Raw genomic sequence first — 24,270 nt, forward strand, 5'->3', positions numbered from 1 at the left:
GCCTAAAACGCTTATGGCTAGAACAAAATCCAACCACTAAAGATCAACAGCCCCTAGTTCCCTGGGGTCAGTTTGGTCAGCAACTGCTTACGCATGTCAGATAGCTTCGGTGCCTTGGTACCAATATAAGGCAGCGGACGCATCACAGACATGGCTTTATAACCAAGTCTTGCGGTTAACAAACCCACACCTAAGCCTTGTGCAGTCCTTGCAGACAGCTTGCCAGCAATATCGACAGACAACAGGTCAGTACCGATATCCGTGAGCGCCTCGCTGGCACCGGCAAATGCCATGTTAGCCAATACCAGCCTCAATAAGCGAATGCGCGACCAATAGCCCAACTTCACACCATACACTTTCGAAATTTGCTCCAATAGCCTGAAGTTGCGCCATGCCACCAACAACATGTCAGCAATGGCGAGTGGACTGAGTGCAACCATGACCGCCGCTTCAGATGCGTATTTGGTCACCATTTTCTTGGCACGGGCATCTTGTTCTGTCACCACCATCTGGTCGTAGAGTTCGAAGACTTCACGGTCATTGTGCGTAGCAGCTAAAGATGTCTGCCATTTGTCATAGCCCGTTGTCAGTTCAACACCTGACTGTTTGGAGAGCTTCTCACACACCCCTTTGGCTTTGCCAATGCCTTCAGCAGCCATGATGTCGGTGACTTCGTCTCGCTCATCTTGTCGTCCTTTCAAGCGGCGTAGTGCCAGAAACTCGCGCCCCAAGGCGCCTATGCCCATCGCCGCAATACCAGCAATAAAGCCGCTCCAGCCAACGGCCAGCCAATCTCCGGTCTGCACTGCTGTCCAGACAGAATCAACCGTTTGCCAACAGACCAAACCAATGCCTGCTGCTGCAAGCGAGCGCAATCCCCAACGTTTTTTTCTCGGTGAGGTTAAAGTGGCTTCCAATGCCTGCTCAGCATCGCTTTCTTCTTCCACGCTGGTGATAGCAAACGATGAGTTGTCCTGCTCAAATTGACGCTGAAGCGTCAGGTCAGGAGATTCATCCTGTTGTTTTTCAGGCTCATCAAACACGACAGCTTTTTTATAATCGTTCATCTCGCCTCCTACCTCAGTTTGTCGCCCAGCAAATATTGCAACGCCTTGTCCACGCGAATGTGCGGCAAAGGCTCGTCTACATCGGTTTGCATCGGTCGGAACTGACGAAATTCGAACTGGTTATCCTGCCAGAAAGACTCACCCGGTAACCGAGACGGCACATCGCCCGGGTACATCAACATTGGCTTACCATTTTCCAACGTGCCACGCAGTGCAGACATGGTTTCACCCTGATGATTCACCATACCGGGCTCAGTCGCTTGAATAGAAGCGAGACTGACACACTCCATATCAATCCCTTCAAACGCTGCTGTTTGCCAAGCTTCGTGGATCAACTGCTGGAGCAGTGAAACCAGATTTGGATGCTGATCCGGCGTGACATGATCAGCTTTGGTCGCCGCAAAAAGAATCTTGTCGATACGTGGCGCAAAGAGACGGCGCAATAAGCCACTTTTACCGTAGCGGAAGCTTTGCATTAACTGCTCTAGAGCCATTCGCATGTCATTGAATGACGCTGGCCCCGCATTAAGCGGTTGCAGGGTATCCACCAGCACAATTTGTCGGTCGACTTTAGAGAAATGCTCCTGATAGAAGCCTTTCACAATGTGCTGGCAGTAGTAATCGTAACGCTGTTTCAACATGGCGTAGTTGCTGCCTTTCGGCGCATTGGACAGTTGGCTCTCACCATACTTATTGCCAACTAATGGGAAGAACTGAAGCACGGGTGCACCTGCATATTCGCCCGGTAACACAAATCGGCCCGGTTGCACCCAATGCATTCCCCCTTCTTCCTTGCAGGCATGGAGGTAAGCGGTAAATTTCGCCGCTATCTCGCCGATCAGTTTTTCGTCCGCGTCTGCCAATGGGTCGAAGCTATCGACCGCTTCCAGCCAAGCCTCTGCCAGCTCTTTCCGCTTGCCAGTCAAGATGCCACTTTGTTTACGCGACCACTCTTCAAAACTCATGGAAAGCAGCGGCAAATCAAGCAGCCATTCTCCGGGATAATCAACGATATCGAGATACAGCGTCGCCGTATCCTGCAACAACTTCATCGCCCCTTTTTCAGGTCGATAACGGATTTCCAGCCTGATCTCGCTGACATCGCGCGTTGGAGAAGGCCAAGTTGGCGGATGCGCGCGCAATGATTGAATGCCAAGATCGTAGTCAAAGGCAGGAATATGAAGCTGACTCTGCTGAACCCGTCGCGCACCGAGAACACGTCCTTCGCGGACGGGCGCAAACAAAGGCATGCGCGGATTGGTCGCGCTGTGCAGCAGCTGATTGATGAGTGAGGTGATAAAGGCGGTTTTACCGGCACGGGAAAGCCCTGTCACCGCTAGGCGAACATGTCTGTCGAGACTACGGCTCACCCATTTATTCACCTGACGCTTCACTGAATTCATAAATAGCAGCACCCCTCAAAAGATAAATCCCCCGCGATAAAAGCGGGGGATAACATCATCATGGATTTTGATTAGAGCTTTTTGAACTGTCGGTTCAATTCGTACTCTTTTGATGTTACATACGCTTCCATTTTGGCAACGTCGTATTCCATCTCTCCCATTTCATTATCAATATCGGCCAGCAATTGGCTTGCTGATTTCCCTTGTTGCCAAGGTTTTTGTTTCACTTGATGCTCTTTGTAATGGAAAGTCCGCTTTGCCTCTTCCGGCGGCATTTTTTCAAGGATGAGCATGGCAGCAATGTATGCCACGATAACGAAAAAGCCCAGTCCCATCAGAAATGCCGTCACAGTCAGGATCCTCACTAACCAGATTTCCATCCCGAAGTAGTCGGCGACACCTGCACAAACGCCACCGATCTTCCCGTTTACAGGATCACGATACAACGTTTTGCTCATTGTCTATGTCTCCAATTTGGCGCTTCCTCATCAAGAATGCGCTCCAGAGAATGAATGCGGTCCTGCAATGCTTCCGCGCGGTTTGCCAGGGCTTGCAATTGCTCAAACTCATCACCACTCAAGCCCTGACCGACTTGTCGTTTACTGCGGTAGTGGAGCCACAACCACAGTGGTGCAACGAATACAAAAAACACCACCAGTGGAATTGAAAGAAACGCCATTGACATGTCTACTCCTTACCTTTGAGAAGGCTTATTCTTTGTCCTTAAGTTCCGCTTTCATGCGTTCAAGTTCTTTTTCGATTTCATCCTGCGCTTGCAGGTCTGCAAATTCGTCTTCAAGACGTTTGCCTTTACCAATGCTGTAGCTGTCTGCTTCTGCTTCCAACTCATCAATGCGGCGCTCGTATTGCTCGAATTTCGCCAGCGCTTCATCAGTGCGGCCGGGATCCAGTTGGCGACGAACGTCACGGCGTTTGCCAGCTGCTTCACGGCGAATCACCAGAGCTTGCTGACGGGCGCGGGTTTCTGCTAGCTTGGTTTCAAGCTCTGCGATTTCGTTACCCAGTTTACCGATAGTCTCTTCGACCAGATTGTACTCTTCTTTGAGAGTCAGTAAGACATCGTGCACTTTCTGTTTTTCAATCAGTGCCGCGCGAGCCAGATCTTCACGAGATTTCTGAAGGGCCAGTGTCGCTTTTTCCTGCCAATCCGTCAGTTGACGCTCTATGCCTTCGATTTTACGCGCCAGTTCTTTTTTGTCTGCCAGCGCACGTGCTGAGGAAGTGCGAACTTCAACCAGTGTGTCTTCCATTTCCTGAATGATCAGGCGAACCATTTTTTGTGGATCTTCTGCTTTATCCAGCAGTGAATTGACGTTAGCGTTAACAATATCTGCAAAGCGAGAGAAAATACCCATTGTGATGCTCCTTATTGCCGAATGCGCCCTGTGCGCTTACAGGTGAGGGAAAACCTCATTTGCCAGATATATATCAAGCCCCGTGCCAACTTTTATATCCTATAAATTACAACAAGTTAACTCATTACGTGCATTTTCCCCTCATAAGGGTATGATTAAATAAACTAACAGTTGGCAAATTTCACCATGCAGAAACCTGACAACCTGATTGGCGAATCCGATCACTTCCTTTCCGTTCTCGATCATGTCTCCCGTCTTGCGCCGCTCGACCGCCCTGTACTGATTCTGGGGGAGCGGGGTACAGGTAAAGAGCTCATCGCCAAGCGCCTGCATTATTTATCACGCCGTTGGGACGGCCCGCTGGTCAGCCTGAACTGCGCAGCACTGAGTGAAGGCCTGATTGATTCTGAGCTGTTTGGCCATGAAGCCGGCTCTTTCAGTGGCGCCAAAGGAAAGCACAAAGGCCGCTTTGAGCGGGCTGAAGGTGGGACTTTGTTTCTGGACGAATTAGCAACATCGCCACTTGGCGTGCAGGAAAAGCTCCTTCGTGTCATCGAGTACGGTGAATATGAACGCGTGGGCGGCAGTGATGTGCTGAGCGCGGATGTCAGACTGGTATGCGCGACTAACGAGAACTTACCCCAGATGGCCGATGACGGTGAGTTCCGCGCTGATCTTCTAGATAGGCTTGCCTTTGATGTTATCCACCTTCCGCCATTGCGAGAACGTCAGGGAGACATTCTGCTTCTTGCCGAGTATTACGCGCTTAAAATGTGTCGAGAGCTTGGTTACAGCTACTTTTCCGGCTTTTCGGCAGAAGCGGTGAAGCTTCTCAACACCTATCGCTGGCCGGGTAACGTACGTGAGCTGAAAAACGTGGTAGAACGCGCCATATACCGTCACGCCGACGAAGGCAGCGAGATTGATGCGGAAGATATTCAACTCGACCCATTCAAAGCGCCTTGGCGAAACGAAAAGCCTGCAGAGAAATCTGAGTCGAAATCAGAAATCACCTTCCCACTCGATTTACGTCAATGGCAGCAGGATCAGGAGAAGGAAATTGTTGAAAAGGCGATGGAACAAGCACGTTTTAATCAACGTCGCGCCGCAGAGCTGCTTGGCTTAAGCTACCATCAAATAAGAGGGTTACTGCGAAAATACATCCTAGTTGGTGAGGAAAACACCGATTCGGCATAAGTTTTTCGCCAATTGCTCTGAAATTACTCAGATATTTACGCCGCCACTTGGTGACTCCGTTGCTTAAGTGGTAAATTAAAACACTTAACCTTATCACCTAATCATTGGCTTATGAGCGCTCTAGGCCGCTTGCTACTGGCAGGCGTTACCATCCTCTTCTTGGCAGGATGTGAAGACCCGTTCTCCGATAACGCTGCGCGTAACCGTGGTTTCATTTATTGCGGCCCGGGTCAACCCAATACTTTCAATCCACAGTTGACCGATGGCGGCCTAACTGCTGATGCACTCTCCAGCCAAATCTATGATCGGCTTCTTCAACTTGACCCGCAGACTTACAAGCCTGTTCCTATGTTGGCACAGAGTTGGAAAGTGAGCCCTGATGGCAAAGAATATGTCTTCAATCTTCGCCAGAGCGCCAGCTTTCAGGTTACGGACTGGTTTGTTCCCCATCGTGGCGTAAATGCAGAGGATGTGGTTTTCAGCTTCAAGCGACTGATTGACCCTGAGCATCCTTTTCACGATGTTTCCGGCGGCGACTATCCATGGTTTGAAAGTATGGATTTCGGTGGGCTGGTGGATGATGTCGTCGCACTTGATGACTACACAGTAAAATTTACCCTATCGCGCCCTGATGTTTCATTCCTGTCTACCCTTTCAACCACCTATGCGGTTGTCCATTCAGCGGAATACGCTGAACATCTTTTAAAGAAAGGCACGCTAGATAAAATAGATTCACACCCTGTCGGCTCAGGTGCATTCTACCTCGATGAATATGAGCCTCACCGCTTCATTCGCTTGAAACGGCACTGGGGTTATTGGAATGGTGCGGCACCCATGGAGCAGGTTGCGTACGACATCAGTAACCGTGGTACTGGCTCGCTGAGTAAACTCATCACCCGCGAATGTGATGTGCTTTCATCACCCATAGCCAGCCAACTTTCCGTTATTGAAAACAATCCCGATTTTGTACTGGCCTCGCAGACAGGCATGAATGTGGCGTTTCTCGCACTCAATACCCGTCACCCCGCTCTCTCTGAGTTGGAAGTTAGGCAAGCCATTAGTCTGGCCATTAACCGCGACACACTGATCCAATCGGTTTACTACGGTACAGGCACACCCGCTAACGGCATGTTGCCACCGATGTCTTGGGCCTATAACGAAAAGTCTAATGTGGTTTACGACCCGCAACTTGCCCTCAGCCTGATGGCCAAAGCCGGTTACCGTCACGGCTTTGAAGTGGATCTGATTGTGCCTTTGACACCTAAAGCCTACAACCCAAGTCCAAGAAAAACGGCAGAGTTAGTTCAGGCGAATCTGGCGCCGATTGGTATCACAGTTAATATCATTGCGCTCGAAGATATTAACCGTAAGCTGCTGCGTGATGATATTGACGAGCTTGGCATGGTGTTAACTGGATGGATAGCAGACAACGGTGACCCGGACAATTTCCTGAGGCCACTGCTTTCCTGCAACGCAAAATTCACTGGCTGGAACCTCTCCAACTGGTGTAACCGTTATTTTGACCGTTTCATCGATTCAGCAATTGCCACCGACGAACGAAATGAACGCCGCAATCTTTATTTGCAAGCGCAACGCATCCTTAATGAGCGTATGCCAGTGATCCCGCTGGCACACGGTGTTCACTATCAGGCGCGAAATGCGTCACTTCAGGGCATCACGTTAAGCCCGTTTGGAGACAAATCTTTTGCTAACGTATCCAGGAGCCGCTGATCTATGTTGATCTATGCTATTCGCCGGCTCAATCTTTTCATTATTACCCTGCTGATTCTGACAATGATCGGCTATAACATCGTGAAACTCGACCCGCTCTCGGTGTTCAATCAATATGAGTACTGGACAGGCTGGACACTGTACCTGCGTGAGCTCATGCAAGGTAACCTTGGTATCGCTGCTAATGGTCAACCTGTGACAGAGTCCTTATCCCGTGTCTTCCCCGCAACGCTAGAGTTGTGCTTCTTTGCTTTCTTACTGGCATTGTTGTTGGGTATTCCATTTGGCACTCTGGCAGGCATTCGCCGTGGCTCTTCAACAGATATGGTGATTTCATCGCTAACTCTGTTCACGTTTTCCATGCCAATCTTCTGGATGGCTATCCTGATGATCATGGTGTTCTCATTGTATTTGGGTTGGCTGCCAGTTTCTGGCCGTTACAACCTGCTGTTCGAAATCCCATCCATAACGGGCTTTGCGTTCGTTGATGTGCTGCTGTCCAATCATCCACAGCGCAGTCAGGCGTTGGAGGACATTATCCGCCACCTCATTATGCCGACACTAGTGCTAGCTGTGGCGCCAACAACCGAAATCATCAAGCTATTGCGTGACTCCGTTGCAGACGTGATGAGCCAAAACTACATCAAGGCAGCAGCGACCAAAGGACTGTCGAAATCAGAAATCGTCATGCGTCATGTGCTGAAAAATGCCCTACCGCCAATTATTCCTAAGTTCGGGATACAGATTTCTACCATGATGACCTTTGCCATCATTACAGAGTCAGTTTTCAACTGGCCGGGTATTGGTACCTGGCTGTTGGATGCACTGAGCTTCCAGGACTATGTAGCCGTACAAGCTGGTGTGCTTGCCGTTGGTAGTGTTGTTCTTATCGCGAACATTTTCTCTGATCTCACCGGAGCTGCGATCAGCCCTCTGGCAAGGAAGGAATGGTATGCCCTCAAATAGTGTTTATTTAGAAGAGCGCATTCCAACGCAACTTGAGCGCTCATGGAAAGCGTTTCGGGAAAATACCCTTGCGGTGTTCGGCTTCTGGTGTCTGTGCATTTTGCTTTTGGTCACCATCTTGGCACCTTGGATTGCCCCTTACGGCGCGCAGTTCCAGACTGGTGAGCTACTCATGCCACCTTCTTGGGACACCAAAGGTACAGTTGATTACTTTCTGGGTACAGACGATCTAACGCGGGACATGCTTTCCCGGCTGATTGAAGGATCCCGACTCACCTTTGGCTATGCGGTACTTGTCGCTTTGGCAGCAGGTGTTCTGGGTGTACTTATCGGTATTCTGGCAGGTATGACTTCGGGTCTGAAATCCAGCTTCCTAAATCACCTATTAGACACAGTGCTGTCTATTCCCTCCCTACTGTTGGCAATCATTGTGGTTGCGTTTCAAGGTCCCGGGGAGCTGAGTGTTTTGCTGGCGGTATGGCTAGCATTAATCCCACGCTTTATCCGCGCGGTCTACACTGCGGTCCATGCGGAAATGGAAAAAGAGTACATTCTGGCAGCGCGTTTGGATGGGGCGAACAGCTTCTATTTACTGTATCACTCCGTATTACCTAATATTCTGGTAACACTGAGCACAGAATTGACCCGCGCGATTTCGGTAGCCATTCTAGATATTGCAGCACTGGGCTTTCTTGGTCTCGGCGCACAGGCACCGTCTCCGGAATGGGGCGCAATGCTGGGCGATTCGATCGAACTAGTATTCACCGCACCTTGGACGGTGACCTTGCCAGGACTGGCTATCATGATCAGCGTACTTGTCGTCAACCTAGTGGGTGATGGCATTACTCAAGCGATTAATGCGGGGACAGAATAATGCCGTTGTTAGATATTCGACACCTGACGATAGAAATCGAAACACCGCAAGGTCTGGTCAAAGCGGTCGACCGGATGAGCCTGACCATCAGTGAAGGTGAAATCCGTGGTTTGGTGGGTGAATCAGGCTCGGGTAAGAGTCTGGTAGCTAAAGCCATCTGTGGTGTCACTAAAGATAACTGGCGCGTCACTGCAGATCGCCTTCGCCTTGGTAATATTGACCTTCTTGCCCTTCCTGCCCGTGAACGACGCCACGTTGTCGGCAAAGACATTGCGATGATTTTCCAAGAGCCTTCGACCTGTCTCGACCCATCTGAACAGGTGGGCTATCAGTTGGAAGAAGCCATTCCTTCTGACTCATTCAGCGGGAGTTGGTGGCAAAGACTTTCGTGGCGCAAACAGCAGTCCATCGCGCTGCTGCACAAGGTGGGAATTAAAGACCACAAGCGCATCATGAAGAGCTATCCGTATGAACTCACGGATGGTGAGTGTCAGAAAGTCATGATTGCGATGGCTATTGCTAACCGCCCTCGCCTTTTGATTGCTGACGAACCAACCAACGATTTGGACCCGATCACACAGGCTCAAATCTTCCGCCTGCTCAGCCGTACCAACCAGTTGGCAAATACTACCATTTTGCTGATCAGCCACGACCTGACTACCGTGACCCAATGGGCGGACCGAATTACCGTGATGTACTGCGGGCAATCTGTTGAATCAGCAGGGCGAAAACAGATCCTGCAAGCGCCTCATCACCCTTATACAGATGCGCTCCTTCGCGCGATGCCGGACTTCAGTCAGGACATTCCGCACAAGAGTAAACTGGAAGCCTTACCCGGCTCGATTCCTCCTTTGCAGCATTTGCCAATAGGCTGTCGTTTAGGCCCCCGTTGTCCTTACGCCCAGCGCAAGTGTGTAGAGGTTCCTCGGACGCGCAAAGTGAAAAATCATAAGTTCGCCTGTCATTTCCCACTCAATATGGAAGTCAAAAAGCATGACCGCACTGCTTGAAGTCGATGGCTTGTGTAAAAACTATCAATACCGCACAGGTCTTTTCACCAAGCGGGTGATAGAGGCGGTAAAGCCTGTTTCTTTCTCCATAGAAGCAGGCGAAACCCTGGCATTTATTGGTGAGAATGGTTCCGGTAAATCTACCCTTGCCAAGATGCTCGCTGGCGTGGTGTCACCAACGGGTGGTGAGATTCGTGTGAATGGCGAAGTGTTGGGCGCAAGCGATTATCAAACCCGCTGTAAACTTATCCGGATGATTTTTCAGGATCCCAACACATCATTGAATCCACGAAACCAGATAGGGCAAATACTCGAAGCGCCACTTAAGCGAAACACCAATATGACGCCCCAAGAACGCGAAAGACGTGTTGTCGATACGTTACGTCAGGTGGGACTGCTCCCCGAACATGCCTACTTCTACCCACAAATGCTGGCAACTGGTCAAAAGCAACGTGTATCCCTCGCTAGAGCCCTAATCCTTCAGCCTTGTGTGATTGTTGCCGATGAAGCATTAAACGGGCTGGACATGTCGATGCGCTCGCAGATCCTTAATCTGCTGCTAGAGCTACAAGAGTTGATGGGTTTGTCCTATGTTTATGTGTCTCAGCACATGGGGGTAGTCAAGCATGTCGCCGACAAGGTCATGGTGATGCAAAATGGCGAGGTTGTCGAGTCTGGTACTACCCAACAGGTTTTCACAGCACCTGAGCACGCATTGACGCAAAGGCTGATAGAAAGTCACTTTACCGCACCGACACTGGACAGGCGTTCGAGATACCATATGGCCTAATGCGAAAAAGCCCTGCAATGCAGGGCTTTTTATTAACTTCTCAAATACTATTGGCGGTATGCCAATGATGCATTGATTTCCGTTAGCACAGCCATTGGGTCTGCAGCTTGGGTGATCGGACGACCAATGACCAGATAATCAGAGCCAGCCGTTACTGCCTCTACCGGTGTCATGATACGTCGTTGGTCACCGGCATCGCTGCCCGCAGGACGAATACCAGGCGTCACCAGCTTAAATTCCTGACCAAGCGCGCTTTTCAACATCGCAGACTCATGCGCTGAACAAACCACACCATCAAGGCCGCTATTACGGGTCAGCGTTGCCAGCGACATCACATGTTCCTGTGGCTCGCGGCTAATACCGATACCCGCCAAATCGCTTTGCTCCATGCTGGTCAGCACCGTTACGCCAATCAGCATTGGTTTATCTTTACCATAAGGTTCAAGCGCTTCACGTGCTGCCACCATCATGCGCTCGCCACCACTGGCGTGAACATTCACCATCCAAACACCCAGTTCTGCTGCTGCAGCAACCGCTCGCGCACAGGTATTTGGAATGTCATGGAACTTAAGGTCAAGAAAGACAGTGTGTCCACGCTCGTGCAGTTTACGAACGTAGTCAGGACCATACAGGGTAAACATTTCCTTACCCACTTTCAGGTGACAACTGCCTGGCTCGATGCGATCGACAAACGCCAGCGCCTGATCAATGTTTGGGTAATCCAATGCAACAATTACTTTAGGGTCCTGCATTCCTATTTATTCTCCGTCTAGGCCTCGTATCGGTTTTATCGACCCCCACCCTTTACAGGACGGACAATGCCAGTAAAGCGAGTGAGTCGAAAAGCCACACTTTCGACAGCGATAGTGTGGCTTCACTTTTAATTGTTCCTCTACCAAGTGCTTCAGTGTGTTCAAGCTGGTTTTACCGCGACCTTCTTCTGCTTGTTCTACGTGCAGTTGCATCAGCTTGTGGAAGCCTTTCATGGTAGGATTTTTCGTCAACTGACGGGTGAGGAAGCTTTGCGCCATGGCCGCATTTTCATGGGCGCTGATAATATCAGACATCATCAGTTCTGCTGAAGCACCAGTGTTCTTTTCGATGCAGCTTTTTAAAAAGCGAACCAAGGACATTTCTTTGCCCATTTCGCTATAACATTTATCTAGCAATGGCAGAGCTTCACTAACAAAATCAGGGTCTTGCTCCAGAACTTGCTCAAGGACTCTCGCTGCATCTTTATAGTCTTCATTGCCAATATCAAGACGGGCAAGCATTAGAGAAGCGCGCACACAAGCTTTGTCAGTAGTCAGGGCTTTCTTAAGAAGTTGACGAGCACCTTTCTCATCATTATCGCCCATAGACTGCATCGCCAGCTCACAGTAGAAATGGGAAATATCGCGCTTGAGTTTACTCTTACCACCTTTAACCAACTTGCTAGCTATATCGATCGCCTTTTCCCATTCGCGGGTTTGTTGATAAATGGCAAGAAGTTGCTGAAGGGCAAATTCTTTGTAGTCAGGTTCATCAACGAGTTGGTGGAAAATCTTTTCTGCTCGGTCAAAAAAGCCGGCAACCATATAGTCTTTGGCAAGCTGTTGAAGCGCAAGGTTACGCTGGTCAAGCGTGAGATTTGGACGGGCAATCAGATTTTGGTGAATACGAATAGCACGGTCTACCTCTCCGCGGGAGCGGAAAAGGTTACCGAGAGCAAGGTGGGTGTCTATCGTCTCGTTATCGACTTGGAGCAGTTCTATAAAAAGGTCCACTGCTTTGTCAGACTGGTCTGACAAAAGCAGGTTAAGACCTGCGACATACTGTCTTGATAGATGATGCGACTGATCCTGTCGACGATGACGAGCATTCCTATTGCCCATATACCAACCGTAACCGGCGGCAATTGGCAGCAACAGAAACAGCAGCTCTAGCATTTACGCTTATTCCTTAACAGGGTCCGTACGCAGTTTGTCCAACTCCTGGCGCTGCTTGTTTACCTGCTTTTTCAGCATGGCTGCAGACATTCGCGCTTTCAGATAAAGCATGCCGCAAATCAGCCAGCCAAGAGCAAAACCAGTGCCAAAGACTACGCCCAAAAGTAGAGATAATCGAAACTCTCCCTGTGCCACCAGATAGTTGAAGTTCACGACTTCCTGATTCTGTGCACCAAGGGCGAGTGTGATAAGAAAACACAGGACGAGTAAAACGATACCAATAATCTTCACAGTCACTCCCTCATTATTATCTCCGGTTGTAGATGCTCAACATGTTGCATCAAACACTTACCGGACTCTTATACCTAAACCCCCTCGGCAACTGCTATGCCTAGAAGAAGAGATTTGGGTATATATGTGATTATGCAGTAATTTGGCTTGTCAGACCATTGCAATAGACATAAAAAAAACGGCATACGAATAGCATGCCGTTTTTTTATTCGGAATCGAATCAGCTAATGTTGACTCGGTCGCGAAGCTCCTTGCCCGGTTTGAAGTGAGGGACGTACTTGCCGTCGAGCTCAACTTTGTCTCCCGTTTTTGGATTGCGTCCAACGCGAGGAGCGCGATAATGCAAAGAGAAACTACCAAAACCACGAATCTCGATTCTGTCACCTTCCTCGAGTGTAGTGGCCATGTGTTCAAGGATTTCCTTGATGGCATCTTCTACCTGTTTGGCAGAAAGATGGGTTTGTTGACTACATAGTCTTTCGATCAACTCAGACTTGGTCATGATCACCCCGCTTTTAGTATGTTTCTCAACAGTATAACTGTAGAGGGGGAATTTTTCCCCCTCACTTCACATTAATTATTCGCTTTTCGCAGCTTTGAACGCGTCAGCCATTGCATTACCGAACGAAGCTTCGTCAGCTTTGTTCAGAGTTGCCATTGCTTCTTGCTCTTCAGCTTCGTCTTTCGCGCGAACAGACAGGTTGATTACGCGGTTCTTACGGTCAACACCGGTGAACTTCGCTTCAACTTCGTCGCCAACAGCCAGAACCAGAGTTGCATCTTCAACGCGGTCACGTGATGCTTCAGAAGCACGCAGGTAACCTTCAACGCCTTCGATCAGCTCAACGGTTGCGCCTTTAGCGTCAACTGCAGTTACTTTACCCTTAACAATCGCACCTTTCTTGTTGTCAGCAAGGTAGTTGTTGAATGGGTCTTCTTCCATCTGCTTGATGCCCAGAGAGATACGCTCACGCTCAGCATCTACTTGCAGAACAACTGCAGAGATTTCGTCGCCTTTCTTGAAGTCGCGAACTGCTTCTTCACCAGCAACATTCCAAGAAATGTCAGACAGGTGAACCAGACCGTCGATGCCGCCGTCCAGACCGATGAAGATACCAAAGTCAGTGATTGACTTGATCTTACCAGTTACGCGATCGCCTTTGTTTTGCATTTCTGCAAACGACTGCCATGGGTTAGCTTTACATTGCTTCAGACCCAGGCTGATGCGACGACGCTCTTCGTCGATGTCCAGAACCATAACTTCAACTTCGTCACCCACGTTAACAACTTTAGATGGGTGAATGTTCTTGTTAGTCCAGTCCATTTCAGAAACGTGTACTAGACCTTCAACGCCTTCTTCGATTTCAACGAAGCAGCCGTAGTCAGTCAGGTTGGTTACGCGACCAGTCAGTTTGTGACCTTCTGGGTAACGGTTAGCGATTGCTACCCATGGATCTTCACCCAGTTGCTTCAGACCCAGTGATACGCGAGTGCGGTCACGGTCGAACTTCAGAACTTTAACCAGAATCTCGTCACCTACGTTAACGATTTCTGATGGGTGCTTAACGCGTTTCCAAGCCATGTCAGTGATGTGTAGCAGGCCGTCAACACCGCCCAGATCTACGAATGCACCGTAGTCGGTCAGGTTCTTAACGATACCTTTAACTTCCATGCCTTCTTGCAGAGAAGCCAGCAGTTCATCACGCTCAACGCTGTTTTCAGATTCGATAACTGCGCGACGAGAAACAACAACGTTGTTGCGCTTCTGGTCCAGCTTGATAACTTTGAACTCCAGCTCTTTGCCTTCAAGGTGAGCAGTGTCACGTACTGGACGTACGTCAACCAGTGAACCTGGCAGGAACGCACGGATGCCGTTCAGCTCAACAGTGAAACCGCCTTTAACTTTACCGTTGATAACACCGATAACAGTTTCAGCTTCTTCGTAAGCTTTCTCCAGTTGGATCCAAGCTTCGTGGCGCTTCGCTTTTTCGCGAGACAGTTGAGTCTCACCGAAACCATCTTCAATCGCGTCCAGTGCTACGTCTACTTCAGCACCAACTTCGATTTCCAGTTCGCCAGCAGCGTTTTTGAATTGCTCAGCTGGGATAGAAGATTCAGATTTCAGGCCTGCGTCAACCAGAACGTAACCGTTCTCGATAGCAACTACAGTACCTTTAACGATCGCACCTGGGCGGGTTTCTAGCTCTTTAAGAGATTCTTCAAAGAGTGAAGCAAAAGATTCAGTCATTAATTTAATCTTCAATATTTAAACTACCACGGGTGTCCTACCACGTGGGGTTGATAGTAATGTCAGTCATCATCCTTGCGACCAACGGTTTAAACCCGCTGCTTTCAAGAAGCAACGGTAAGTTTACTTTCAATATAGGACAATGCTTGCTCTAGCACCTGCTCAATGTTGAGAGAGGTCGAATCCAGAACTAAAGCATCATCTGCGGGACGTAATGGTGCGACTGCTCGGTTGCGGTCACGATTATCACGTTCCTGAATTTCGCTCAAAAGGCGGTCAAAGTTAACATCTAACCCCTTTAGTTGCAACTGATTCATGCGGCGCTGAGCGCGTTCTTCAGCGCTTGCGTCTAGGAAGATTTTCGCTTCCGCCTTTGGGAAGACGACCGTGCCCATATCACGACCATCAGCTACTAATCCAGGTGCTTCTGCAAACGCGCGTTGGCGTCGCAGTAGGGCTTCGCGAACGCGAGGTAAAGCTGCCACTTTCGATGCCGCCATACCCGTTTCCTCTTTGCGCAGTTCGCTAGACACATCCTCACCCTCTAGGATCACTTTTACCAGCTCACCTTCAGCTTTGAACTGTACGTCTAAATGGGCAGCCAAAGGAACCAAAGCCTCTTCCGAATCAGGGTTAACGCCATGGTGAATAGCCGCTAACGCAAGCACGCGATAAATCGCGCCAGAGTCAAGCAAATGCCAGCCCAGCTTCTCTGCCAATAGCATGCAAAGGGTACCTTTTCCGGCACCGCTAGGGCCATCAACAGTAATTACGGGTGCTTGGGTAGACATATAATTCTCCAGATCGTTTTAAAATAGAGCAATTTAGTCGATGAATACTCACCAGTTTACCGCGAATTACTCCATAGAATCGGTGGCGTATTATAGGGAAGTCTAGGTAAAAAAAACAGGCCAGCGGATCGCTGACCTGTTGTCTGTCTCTTACAAACTGTCTCATTAACTTTCCGATAACGATGCCAGTTTGTCGAAGTAGTCAGGGAAGGTTTTAGAGGTACATTTTGGGTCATTAATGGTCACAGGCGTCCCACCCAAAGCAACCAGCGAGAAACACATCGCTATACGGTGATCATCATAGGTATCAATCGCTGCATGCTGTAGGTTTGGTGTTGGAGTGATGGTAATGTAGTCGTCCCCCTCCTCCACTTCCGCACCAACTTTACGAAGTTCAGTGGCCATAGCAGCCAAGCGATCCGTTTCCTTCACGCGCCAGTTGTACACGTTACGAATAGATGTGGTGCCTTCTGCAAAAAGGGCTGCGGTAGCAATTGTCATCGCCGCATCAGGGATATGGTTAAAATCCAAGTCGACGGCTTTTAATTCTCCATGACGTGCAATCACATAATCATCGCCCCACTCGATATCGGCCCCCATTACAGCCAGCGCATCAGCAAATTTCACATCACCCTGTACGCTCTTTTTACCAATCCCCGTCACCTTCACTTCACCGCCTTTTATGGCAGCAGCGGCAAGGAAGTAAGACGCTGATGATGCATCCCCTTCAACCAGAAAATCACCCGGCGCGGTGTATGATTGGTTACCCTTCACATGGAAAGTCTGGTAATCGCTATTTGCAACCTCAACACCAAACTGCGCCATGATGTGCAGAGTAATGTCGATGTAAGGCTTTGAAACCAGTTCGCCTTTGATTTGAATGTTGGTATCACCACTAAAAAGCGGAGCCGTCATCAAAAGCGCTGTTAGGAACTGGCTTGAAATCGTCCCATCAATTTCTACATCACCACCCTGGATATCCTGACTGATGATTTTCAATGGTGGATAGTTTTCATTTTCCAGATAGGTTACGTCTGCGCCGACCGTGCGCATCGCCTCAATCAGGTGTCCGATAGGACGTTCCTTCATGCGCGGCTCACCCGTCAGTACATATTCACCTTCGCCAAGACATAACGCCGCCGCCAGCGGGCGCATTGCAGTACCCGCATTCCCAAGGAAAAGCTCAAGGGGTTCAGACGTTTTAAATGCGCCGCCCAGACCTTCAACTTCACACTCAGTTTTGTCAACTGACAGACGATAAGTCACGCCTAGCTTGCTCAAAGCATTGAGCATATGGCGAATGTCATCACTATCCAGCAGGTTGGTCAGGCGGGTTGTGCCCTTCGCCAGCGCGGCAAGTAGAAGTGCGCGATTAGAAACACTTTTAGAACCGGGAAGATTCACTTCACCGTTAATTTTAGAAATGGGTTGTAACGTCAACTGCTCCATCTGAACAAAATAGATCCTTAATTTTTCGTACCTCGAGAGTAACGAAAAAGCAGCGCTGGGGCTACCCTTTGCTGCTTTTAAAGATCAATTGATGTTCCTATGTCTAACGGGTCATTTTCTTCACAAAAACTACAACGAACAGAGCGATCGTAAAGCTTCCAGTGAATGCTTCTGAAGCGGCAACCAATCGCGACATTCCTACCGGTATAAAGTCACCATAGCCGAGTGTCGTAAAGGTCACCACGCTGTAATATAGGCAATCAAAAAGTGCAATCATATTGGCATCAATAGGTTGGGAATGCTGAAACCCAACGTATTCCCCAGCTAATTGAATCCCAGTAAAGAAGTAAATCATGGCGCACAACAAAATCAGAGTCAGTGAAAAAATACGACTCTCAGCATAGCCACAAAAAAGATCAACCGTTTTGGAGATTGCCCGTTGCGTGGAAAAAAGCGGCATTTGATTGATGTTAGAGACGGGTAGCGACGATAAACACAATTATCACTGCCCTTTGGGCAAGACTCGGTTAGCGATCTTTAAGATCATCGTCTAGTGGCAACACCAGATTTAGAACAATCGCCGTTAGGCCACCCGCTGCCATTCCAGATGAAAGGATGTTCTTAATCCAATCAGGCATAAACTGAAGGATTTCTGGCTTCTGAGCAATACCTAAGCCCATTGAGAATGAAAGCGCCATGATAAGAATCGCGCGACGGTTAAGCTCACAGCGGGAAATAATACGGATACCCGATGCAGCAATGGTACCGAACATCACGATGGTTGCACCGCCAAGTACGGGTTCTGGAATGAGTTGAACCAGCGTTGCTACCCCGGGCAGCAGGCCCAAAATCACCAGCATACCCGCAACAAAGTAACCGATATAACGGCTTGCAACGCCGGTTAACTGGATAATGCCATTGTTCTGGCTAAACGTAGAATTAGGAAAGCTGTTCAATACCCCTGCTAATGCCGAGTTCACGCCATCCGCCAATACACCTCCTTTAATACGCTTCATATAAACAGGGCCTGACACTGGCTGCTCTGACGTTTCCGACGTCGCTGTAATGCCACCAATTGCCTCCAACGAGGTCACCAAAAAGATAATGATTAGAGGAATAAGTAGCGCAAAGTCGAATGAGATGCCGTACTGCATAGGTTGCGGAATAGCAAATAAGGCAACACCTTCTGTTGGTGCGCTGTTCACCATACCCAAGGCGTAAGCGATGATTGTGCCGACTGTCATCGCGATCACAATCGACGACACCCGTAGATAAGGATTGTTGATACGGTTAAGTAACACGATGACAAACAACACCGAGCCCGCAAGCAACAGGTTTTTCAAATCACCAAAGGTGCCATTTTCGATGGCTGCATAACCACCACCCATCGAGGTTAAGCCTACCTGAATCAGAGTCAATCCAATCAGGGTAACGACGGTACCGGATACTAGCGGCGTAATAATGCGCTGCGCATGCTCCAGCACACGGGAAAGAAAAACTTCAGTCAGGGAAGCGACCATAATGGTACCGAAGATCGCGGCCATCATGCTTTCCGTTGGCGTACCGCCTGCCTTCATCGCCAGACCAGCGCCAATAATTGGTCCCAGAAAATTAAAACTGGTGCCTTGAATGGACAACAACCCTGACCCTAAAGGGCCAAAAGTGTGGATTTGGATAAACGAGGCGATACCTGAAGCAAACAGAGACATGCTTACAATGGTGTTGGTGTCACTCGTAGGAAGCCCAAGTGCCTGACAGATAATTAAAGAGGGCGTCACGACTGCGACAAACATAGCTAAAAGGTGTTGGAAAGCAGCGAAAAGTGTTTGTGGCAAGGGTGGTCTGTCATCCAATCGATAGACGAGTTCCGATGGACGAACGTTTTCTGATAGGCGCTGAGAGCTCGTTGTTGTACCTATTAAAACTCACTCGCTGCAATACGCTGAATGGGTAGAGAAGTTGATGGAATGCTTCTCTCTGTGATTGCTGTTACTCAGAGCATTCAATCCCTTAAGTGATTGGGCTGAAGGAAATTTCGCGCCATTCTATCTGGGAAAAAAACAAAAGCAATCGGTTGCGTAAACCGTTTGCGGCAGGTGCTTACGCTTTGTTCTGATTTAACACTTCGTATACAAGTAAGCAGAAAAGCTGATACGAATAGGTATACTCTCTCTGGTCTGATGAGAAAGGATTCCCAAGTGTCGACGCTGATCAAACTTCACCAGTTAGACGGATACATTCAATCCATTTACCTCGCGGAGCATCATCACGGCATCTTGCTCTTGGATGGGTGCAGCCGGGCTGACTTTGATAAAGTCTGCCAGTTCATCACCCAAGAGCTGAACCGCCCTTTAAATGATCTGAAGTTGGTTGTCGTCACTCACATGCACCCCGACCATGCAGGTGGTGCAGTCAAGCTTCGAGAATTATCGGGCTGCGAGATAGCCACTTCCAATGTGTCAGGCGACTGGTATCAAGGACTCGACGGCATGCTGATGCATTGGAGCGACTTACTTTTGGCAAAGTGGGTAGCCAAACGGAAAGGCCAGCCAGCCAGCCAAAAACATTTGGTACAATAGAAAGCTGAAAGCAGACGTGTTGTTGAATGATGAAGAGCCTCTTCCCGGCTTTGATGAATGGAAAGCGCTTTTTACCCAAGGGCATACCGATCGCGATTTGTCTCTATACCATGAACCGACACATCGTGTTTACGTGGCCGACTTAATGGTCACAGTCAAAGGGCGTTACATTCCCCCTTTTCCTGTTTTCTATCCTAATCGCTACAAAGCATCTATCGACAAAATCGCACAACTTCAACCTGATAGCGTGTGGCTTGCCCATGGCGGTGAAATTGAATTGACGGAAGAGATTATCGCTCATTTGAGAGCCCGTTCACCGAACCGCCCGATCACCCATTGGCGCTCGGTGAAAGCCAAAGTCAGACGTGTAATTTTAAAAAAAACGGCGTAAAAAAACCGCCAATTAATAGCGGTTTCTAGAACGCGATGGTAAGCGCAAACCTGGCTTATTACACGTTTTCAGCTTCGAAGTCTTTCATAAAGGCAACCAGTGCCTGAACACCCTCCAAAGACATCGCATTGTAGATAGATGCACGCATGCCACCCACATCACGGTGACCTTTTAGTGCTTTCAGACCAAGCGCATCTGATTCAGCCAGGAATTTCGCGTCCAGCTCAGGATTCACCAACTGGAAAGGCACGTTCATCAGAGATCGGTTGTCAGTATGGATGTTGTTTACATAGAAATCAGAGCCATCAATGAAGTCATAAAGCAGCGCGGCTTTCTCTTCATTTTTCTTCTGCATGGCTTCCACACCACCCTGCTCTTTCAGCCACTTGTACACTTCACCTGCCAGATACCAGCCAAACGTCGGTGGCGTATTAAACATAGACTCTTTGTCTACTAGCGTTGTGTAGTTCAGTATGTTCGGCAGGAAATCTTTCGCTTTGCCCAGTAGGTCGTCGCGAACAATCACTAGCGTGATACCAGCAGGGCCGATATTTTTCTGCGCGCCCGCGTAAATCACACCGTATTTAGACACATCGATGGGACGAGAAAGAATAGTTGAAGACATGTCAGCAACGATTGGCTTATCTGTTTCAGGCAAATCGCGAATCTCAATACCATCAATGGTTTCATTTGGACAGAAGTGAACGAAAGCAGCATCGCTACTCAACTTCCAGTCTTTTGCTGGCAGGATAGCGCGTTTGCCATCGATTTCTGTTTTAACGGTAACCACATTAGGCGTGCAATATTTTTTGGCTTCTTTTACTGCACTTGCTGCCCAGTAGCCGCCATCCACGTAATCAGCAATAGTGTTGCTACCAAGCAGATTCATTGGCACTGCGGCAAACTGCGCACGGGCACCACCTTGTGCGTAAAGGACATGGTAGTTTTCAGGAATAGACAGCAGTTCACGGAGGTTTTTCTCGGCTTCATCAACAACAGCCAGAAATTCCTTACTGCGGTGGGAGATCTCCATGACGGAAGTACCCAAGCCGTTCCAGTTAGTCAGTTCACCCTGTACTTTTTCCAGAACCGCTTCCGGCAACATCGCCGGGCCAGCAGAGAAGTTATATACCTTTTCCATGATTTTTGAATGCTCCTGCATTAAATCGCTTATTTATGGCTTTCTAATTTTGTCACTAAGGAAATTCATTCCCGACAACGCCCGCAAATCGGGACGATGAGAAGCCGTGATGAATTGTTGTTCATTTTGTTTTATCACCTTTCGCAAACGATTGGAACGGAAAGTGTTGAACTAATTACGTCACAATTGAAAAGGGGATAAAAAAAACGCAGCGAATGCTGCGTTTTTTTCAGATTGATGAATGCAAGGCAGGAATTACTCCTCAGTTGCTTCTCCATCTGTTGAGTCTTCTGCTGGTGCTTCGCCAGTTGGTTGCGCTTCCGCGTCAACTTCACCGTCTTCATCCAATGGCAGTAATTCTTCATCAGGTTCATCGATGCGCTGAAGACCAACCACTTTCTCGTCTTCCGAGGTGCGGATTAGCGTCACACCCTGGGTGTTACGGCCAACCTGGCTGACTTCTGCCACGCGGGTGCGTACTAGCGTGCCTGCATTTGTGATCATCATAAATTCATCGCCGGTTTCAGCCTGAACAGCACCGACTACACAGCCGTTGCGCTCAGAAACCTTGATAGAAACCACACCCTGTGTCGCACGGCTCTTCGCTGGGTACTCACCAAGCTCAGTACGTTTACCGTAACCGTTTTCAGTTACCGTCAAAACGTCACCGTCATTGTGAGGAACAATCAGGGAAACAACTTTGTCACCCTCTGCCAACTTGATACCACGCACACCTGCTGCGGTGCGGCCCATGCCGCGAACCTGACCTTCGTTGAAGCGAACAACCTTACCAGATTTAGAGAACAGCATGATGTCGTTATCGCCAGTAGTTATATCAACACCAATCAGAGAGTCGTTTTCACGCAGATTCACTGCGATGATACCAGCGCTACGAGGACGGCTGAAATCAGTCAGCGGCGTCTTCTTCACAGTACCGTCACCGGTTGCCATGAAGACGAACTTGTCTTCTTCGTACTCTTTAACAGGAAGGATCGCAGTGATGCGTTCATCCTGCTCTAGAGGTAGGAGGTTAACAATTGGCTTACCACGAGCAGTACGTGATGCCAGAGGCAATTGGTAAACCTTCAGCCAGTACATACGGCCACGGCTTGAGAAACACAGAATAGTATCGTGTGTATTCGCGACCAGAAGACGCTCAATGTAGTCTTCTTCTTTCATTCGTGTCGCTGACTTACCTTTACCACCGCGACGCTGCGCTTCGTAGTCAGTCAGAGGCTGATACTTCACGTAACCTTCGTGCGACAGGGTCACAACAACATCTTCCTGATTGATCAGGTCTTCGATGTCGATGTCGGCACTTGCAGCTGTGATTTCAGTACGGCGCTCATCGCCAAAACCATCACGAACAGCAGTTAGCTCTTCGGTGATCACTTCCATCAGGCGCTCAGGGCTGGACAGAATGAACATCAGCTCACCGATCAGTGCCAGCAGCTCTTTGTACTCATCCAGGATCTTCTCGTGCTCGAGGCCGGTCAGTTTGTGCAGACGCAGATCCAAGATTGCTTGTGCTTGTTGTTCAGTCAGGTAGTACTTACCGTCACGAACACCGAACTCGTCTTCTAGCCACTCTGGACGGGCAGCATCAACACCGGTTGCTTCGAGCATTGCAGCCACAGTGCCTAGATCCCAACCACGGTTTTGCAGCTCTTCGCGCGCAATCGCTGGGGTTTGTGCGTTGCGGATCATTTCGATGATTTCATCGATATTCGCCAGAGCAATGGCCAAACCTTCAAGGATGTGTGCACGGTCTCGTGCTTTACGCAGTTCGAAAATAGTACGACGTGTCACCACTTCACGGCGGTGATTCACGAAGCACTTCAGCATATCTTTCAGGCCAAACAGGCGTGGCTGGTTGTTGTCCAGCGCAACCATGTTGATACCGAAAGAGGTTTGAAGCTGAGTTTGAGCGTACAGGTTGTTAAGGATAACCTCGCCTACCGCATCGCGCTTACATTCAATAACAATGCGCATGCCGTCTTTGTCAGACTCGTCGCGCAGAGCACTGATGCCTTCAATCTTCTTATCTTTAACCAGCTCGGCGATCTTCTCGATCAAACGTGCTTTGTTCACCTGATAAGGGATCTCGGTAACGATGATGGTTTCTTTGCCGTTCTTCTCGACTTCAATATCTGCTTTTGAGCGCAGATAAATCTTGCCTCGACCGGTGCGGTAAGCGTCTTCAATGCCTTTACGGCCATTGATCATTGCAGCCGTTGGAAAATCAGGGCCCGGAATGTGAGTCATCAGCTCTTCAATCGTGATGTCTTCATTCTCAATATAAGCCAAACAACCGTTAATAACTTCTGTCAGGTTATGCGGAGGAATATTGGTCGCCATACCTACTGCAATACCGGACGCACCGTTAACCAGCAGGTTTGGAATCCGGGTAGGCATTACCTCTGGGATCTGCTCAGTACCGTCGTAGTTAGGAACATAATCGACAGTTTCTTTATCCAGGTCAGCCAGAAGTTCATGGGCGATTTTCGCCATGCGAACTTCGGTATAACGCATTGCTGCCGCTGAGTCGCCGTCGATCGAACCGAAGTTACCCTGGCCATCGACCAGCATGTAACGCAGTGAAAACGGCTGAGCCATACGAACAATGGTGTCGTAAACAGCGCTGTCACCGTGTGGGTGGTATTTACCGATCACATCGCCAACAACACGTGCAGATTTTTTATATGCTTTGTTCCAGTCGTTGCCCAGTACATTCATCGCGAAAAGAACGCGGCGGTGTACAGGCTTAAGGCCATCACGCACATCTGGAAGAGCTCGACCCACGATAACGGACATCGCGTAGTCGAGGTATGAGCTTTTCAGCTCCTCTTCAATGTTGACGGGCGTGATCTCTTTAGCAAGATCGCTCATGGAGCCAATATCCCTCAGGTAAGTATGTCAAAAATGACTACGTGCAAGACCAGTTAGAATACCACAAAAGCAGGCAAAGAGTCATAGCCTAAACCCGAGATAAATCACGAATTACTCTTATTTTGGCGCTCTAACGCACGACAGGGCGA

The 24,270-nt window shown here is 49.0% G+C and carries 21 protein-coding genes and 2 pseudogenes; 7 read left to right on the forward strand and 16 right to left on the reverse strand.

Annotated elements, in window-relative coordinates; genetic code table 11:
• Window positions 1–53 precede the first annotated feature (53 nt).
• The 5 genes from VP504_RS05155 to pspA form a co-directional block, all read right to left on the reverse strand.
• Window positions 54–1,067 carry a YcjF family protein gene (locus VP504_RS05155; RefSeq protein ID WP_325893258.1) on the reverse strand — a complete coding sequence of 338 codons (1,014 nt, stop codon included), beginning with the start codon at window positions 1,065–1,067 and terminating at the stop codon, window positions 54–56.
• 8 nt (window positions 1,068–1,075) lie between these two features.
• Window positions 1,076–2,470, reverse strand: a complete 1,395-nt coding sequence (locus tag VP504_RS05160; protein ID WP_325893260.1) for a YcjX family protein — start codon at window positions 2,468–2,470, stop codon at window positions 1,076–1,078.
• Window positions 2,471–2,541: 71 nt separating this feature from the next.
• Window positions 2,542–2,928 carry an envelope stress response membrane protein PspC gene (pspC, locus tag VP504_RS05165; RefSeq protein ID WP_325893261.1) on the reverse strand — a complete coding sequence of 129 codons (387 nt, stop codon included), beginning with the start codon at window positions 2,926–2,928 and terminating at the stop codon, window positions 2,542–2,544.
• Window positions 2,925–3,155, reverse strand: a complete 231-nt coding sequence (gene pspB / locus VP504_RS05170) for an envelope stress response membrane protein PspB (protein ID WP_002539261.1) — start codon at window positions 3,153–3,155, stop codon at window positions 2,925–2,927. The genes pspC and pspB overlap by 4 nt, the downstream gene beginning before the upstream one ends.
• Window positions 3,156–3,180: 25 nt before the next feature.
• On the reverse strand, window positions 3,181–3,846 hold the full coding sequence (gene pspA / locus VP504_RS05175) for a phage shock protein PspA (RefSeq protein ID WP_325893262.1): 666 nt from the start codon (window positions 3,844–3,846) through the stop codon (window positions 3,181–3,183).
• 186 nt (window positions 3,847–4,032) lie between these two features.
• On the opposite strand from pspA, the gene pspF reads away from it, so the two are divergent.
• The 6 genes from pspF to VP504_RS05205 all read left to right on the forward strand — a co-directional run bounded on the left by pspF (window position 4,033) and on the right by VP504_RS05205 (window position 10,414).
• Window positions 4,033–5,043, forward strand: a complete 1,011-nt coding sequence (gene pspF, locus VP504_RS05180) for a phage shock protein operon transcriptional activator (RefSeq protein ID WP_325893263.1) — start codon at window positions 4,033–4,035, stop codon at window positions 5,041–5,043.
• A 111-nt stretch (window positions 5,044–5,154) separates the two neighbouring features.
• Entirely contained in the window at window positions 5,155–6,774 is a 1,620-nt protein-coding gene (sapA, locus tag VP504_RS05185) for an ABC transporter substrate-binding protein SapA (protein WP_325893265.1), read from the forward strand.
• Window positions 6,775–6,777: 3 nt separating this feature from the next.
• Entirely contained in the window at window positions 6,778–7,740 is a 963-nt protein-coding gene (locus VP504_RS05190) for an ABC transporter permease (RefSeq protein WP_325893266.1), read from the forward strand.
• On the forward strand, window positions 7,727–8,614 hold the full coding sequence (sapC, locus tag VP504_RS05195; protein WP_251875840.1) for a putrescine export ABC transporter permease SapC: 888 nt from the start codon (window positions 7,727–7,729) through the stop codon (window positions 8,612–8,614). Before VP504_RS05190 ends, sapC begins: the two co-directional genes overlap by 14 nt.
• A complete protein-coding gene (locus VP504_RS05200; protein ID WP_251875842.1) occupies window positions 8,614–9,624 on the forward strand; it encodes a peptide ABC transporter ATP-binding protein in 1,011 nt (336 codons plus the stop codon). The genes sapC and VP504_RS05200 overlap by 1 nt, the downstream gene beginning before the upstream one ends.
• Window positions 9,608–10,414, forward strand: a complete 807-nt coding sequence (locus tag VP504_RS05205; RefSeq protein WP_062660899.1) for a peptide ABC transporter ATP-binding protein — start codon at window positions 9,608–9,610, stop codon at window positions 10,412–10,414. Before VP504_RS05200 ends, VP504_RS05205 begins: the two co-directional genes overlap by 17 nt.
• Before the next feature lie 47 nt (window positions 10,415–10,461).
• Here VP504_RS05205 and pyrF read toward each other — a convergent pair whose 3' ends face one another.
• The 9 genes and pseudogenes from pyrF to VP504_RS05250 all read right to left on the reverse strand — a co-directional run bounded on the left by pyrF (window position 10,462) and on the right by VP504_RS05250 (window position 18,956).
• Complete coding sequence (gene pyrF / locus VP504_RS05210) at window positions 10,462–11,166, reverse strand: orotidine-5'-phosphate decarboxylase (RefSeq protein WP_325893267.1); 705 nt, start codon at window positions 11,164–11,166, stop codon at window positions 10,462–10,464.
• 6 nt (window positions 11,167–11,172) lie between these two features.
• Window positions 11,173–12,342: a lipopolysaccharide assembly protein LapB gene (lapB, locus tag VP504_RS05215; RefSeq protein ID WP_325893268.1), complete on the reverse strand. Its 1,170-nt coding sequence runs from the start codon at window positions 12,340–12,342 to the stop codon at window positions 11,173–11,175.
• A gap of 6 nt (window positions 12,343–12,348) precedes the next feature.
• Window positions 12,349–12,633 (reverse strand): LapA family protein, encoded by a 285-nt coding sequence (locus VP504_RS05220; protein WP_002539246.1) that lies wholly within the window; start codon window positions 12,631–12,633, stop codon window positions 12,349–12,351.
• Between the two features lie 220 nt (window positions 12,634–12,853).
• Window positions 12,854–13,135 carry an integration host factor subunit beta gene (gene ihfB / locus VP504_RS05225; RefSeq protein WP_002539244.1) on the reverse strand — a complete coding sequence of 94 codons (282 nt, stop codon included), beginning with the start codon at window positions 13,133–13,135 and terminating at the stop codon, window positions 12,854–12,856.
• A 75-nt stretch (window positions 13,136–13,210) separates the two neighbouring features.
• Entirely contained in the window at window positions 13,211–14,881 is a 1,671-nt protein-coding gene (gene rpsA / locus VP504_RS05230) for a 30S ribosomal protein S1 (RefSeq protein WP_002539243.1), read from the reverse strand.
• Window positions 14,882–14,985: 104 nt separating this feature from the next.
• The gene (gene cmk, locus VP504_RS05235; RefSeq protein WP_325893269.1) at window positions 14,986–15,672 is read right to left on the reverse strand and encodes a (d)CMP kinase; all 687 of its coding nucleotides are present in this window, start codon (window positions 15,670–15,672) and stop codon (window positions 14,986–14,988) included.
• Between the two features lie 165 nt (window positions 15,673–15,837).
• Complete coding sequence (gene aroA / locus VP504_RS05240) at window positions 15,838–17,121, reverse strand: 3-phosphoshikimate 1-carboxyvinyltransferase (RefSeq protein ID WP_325893270.1); 1,284 nt, start codon at window positions 17,119–17,121, stop codon at window positions 15,838–15,840.
• A 103-nt stretch (window positions 17,122–17,224) separates the two neighbouring features.
• Window positions 17,225–17,584, reverse strand: a pseudogene (locus tag VP504_RS05245) (ion channel); the annotation flags it as partial.
• Between the two features lie 64 nt (window positions 17,585–17,648).
• Window positions 17,649–18,956, reverse strand: a complete 1,308-nt coding sequence (locus VP504_RS05250) for a nucleobase:cation symporter-2 family protein (RefSeq protein WP_325893272.1) — start codon at window positions 18,954–18,956, stop codon at window positions 17,649–17,651.
• Window positions 18,957–19,331: 375 nt separating this feature from the next.
• Between VP504_RS05250 and VP504_RS05255 the strand changes: the two are divergent.
• Window positions 19,332–20,091: pseudogene (locus VP504_RS05255) on the forward strand (MBL fold metallo-hydrolase).
• 58 nt (window positions 20,092–20,149) lie between these two features.
• Here VP504_RS05255 and serC read toward each other — a convergent pair.
• On the reverse strand, window positions 20,150–21,232 hold the full coding sequence (gene serC / locus VP504_RS05260) for a 3-phosphoserine/phosphohydroxythreonine transaminase (protein ID WP_325893273.1): 1,083 nt from the start codon (window positions 21,230–21,232) through the stop codon (window positions 20,150–20,152).
• A 255-nt stretch (window positions 21,233–21,487) separates the two neighbouring features.
• Complete coding sequence (gene gyrA / locus VP504_RS05265) at window positions 21,488–24,121, reverse strand: DNA topoisomerase (ATP-hydrolyzing) subunit A (RefSeq protein WP_325893275.1); 2,634 nt, start codon at window positions 24,119–24,121, stop codon at window positions 21,488–21,490.
• Between the last annotated feature and the right edge of the window lie 149 nt (window positions 24,122–24,270).

The sequence above is a fragment of the Grimontia sp. NTOU-MAR1 genome (genome assembly GCF_035758505.1).
Lineage (GTDB): Bacteria > Pseudomonadota > Gammaproteobacteria > Enterobacterales > Vibrionaceae > Enterovibrio > Enterovibrio marinus.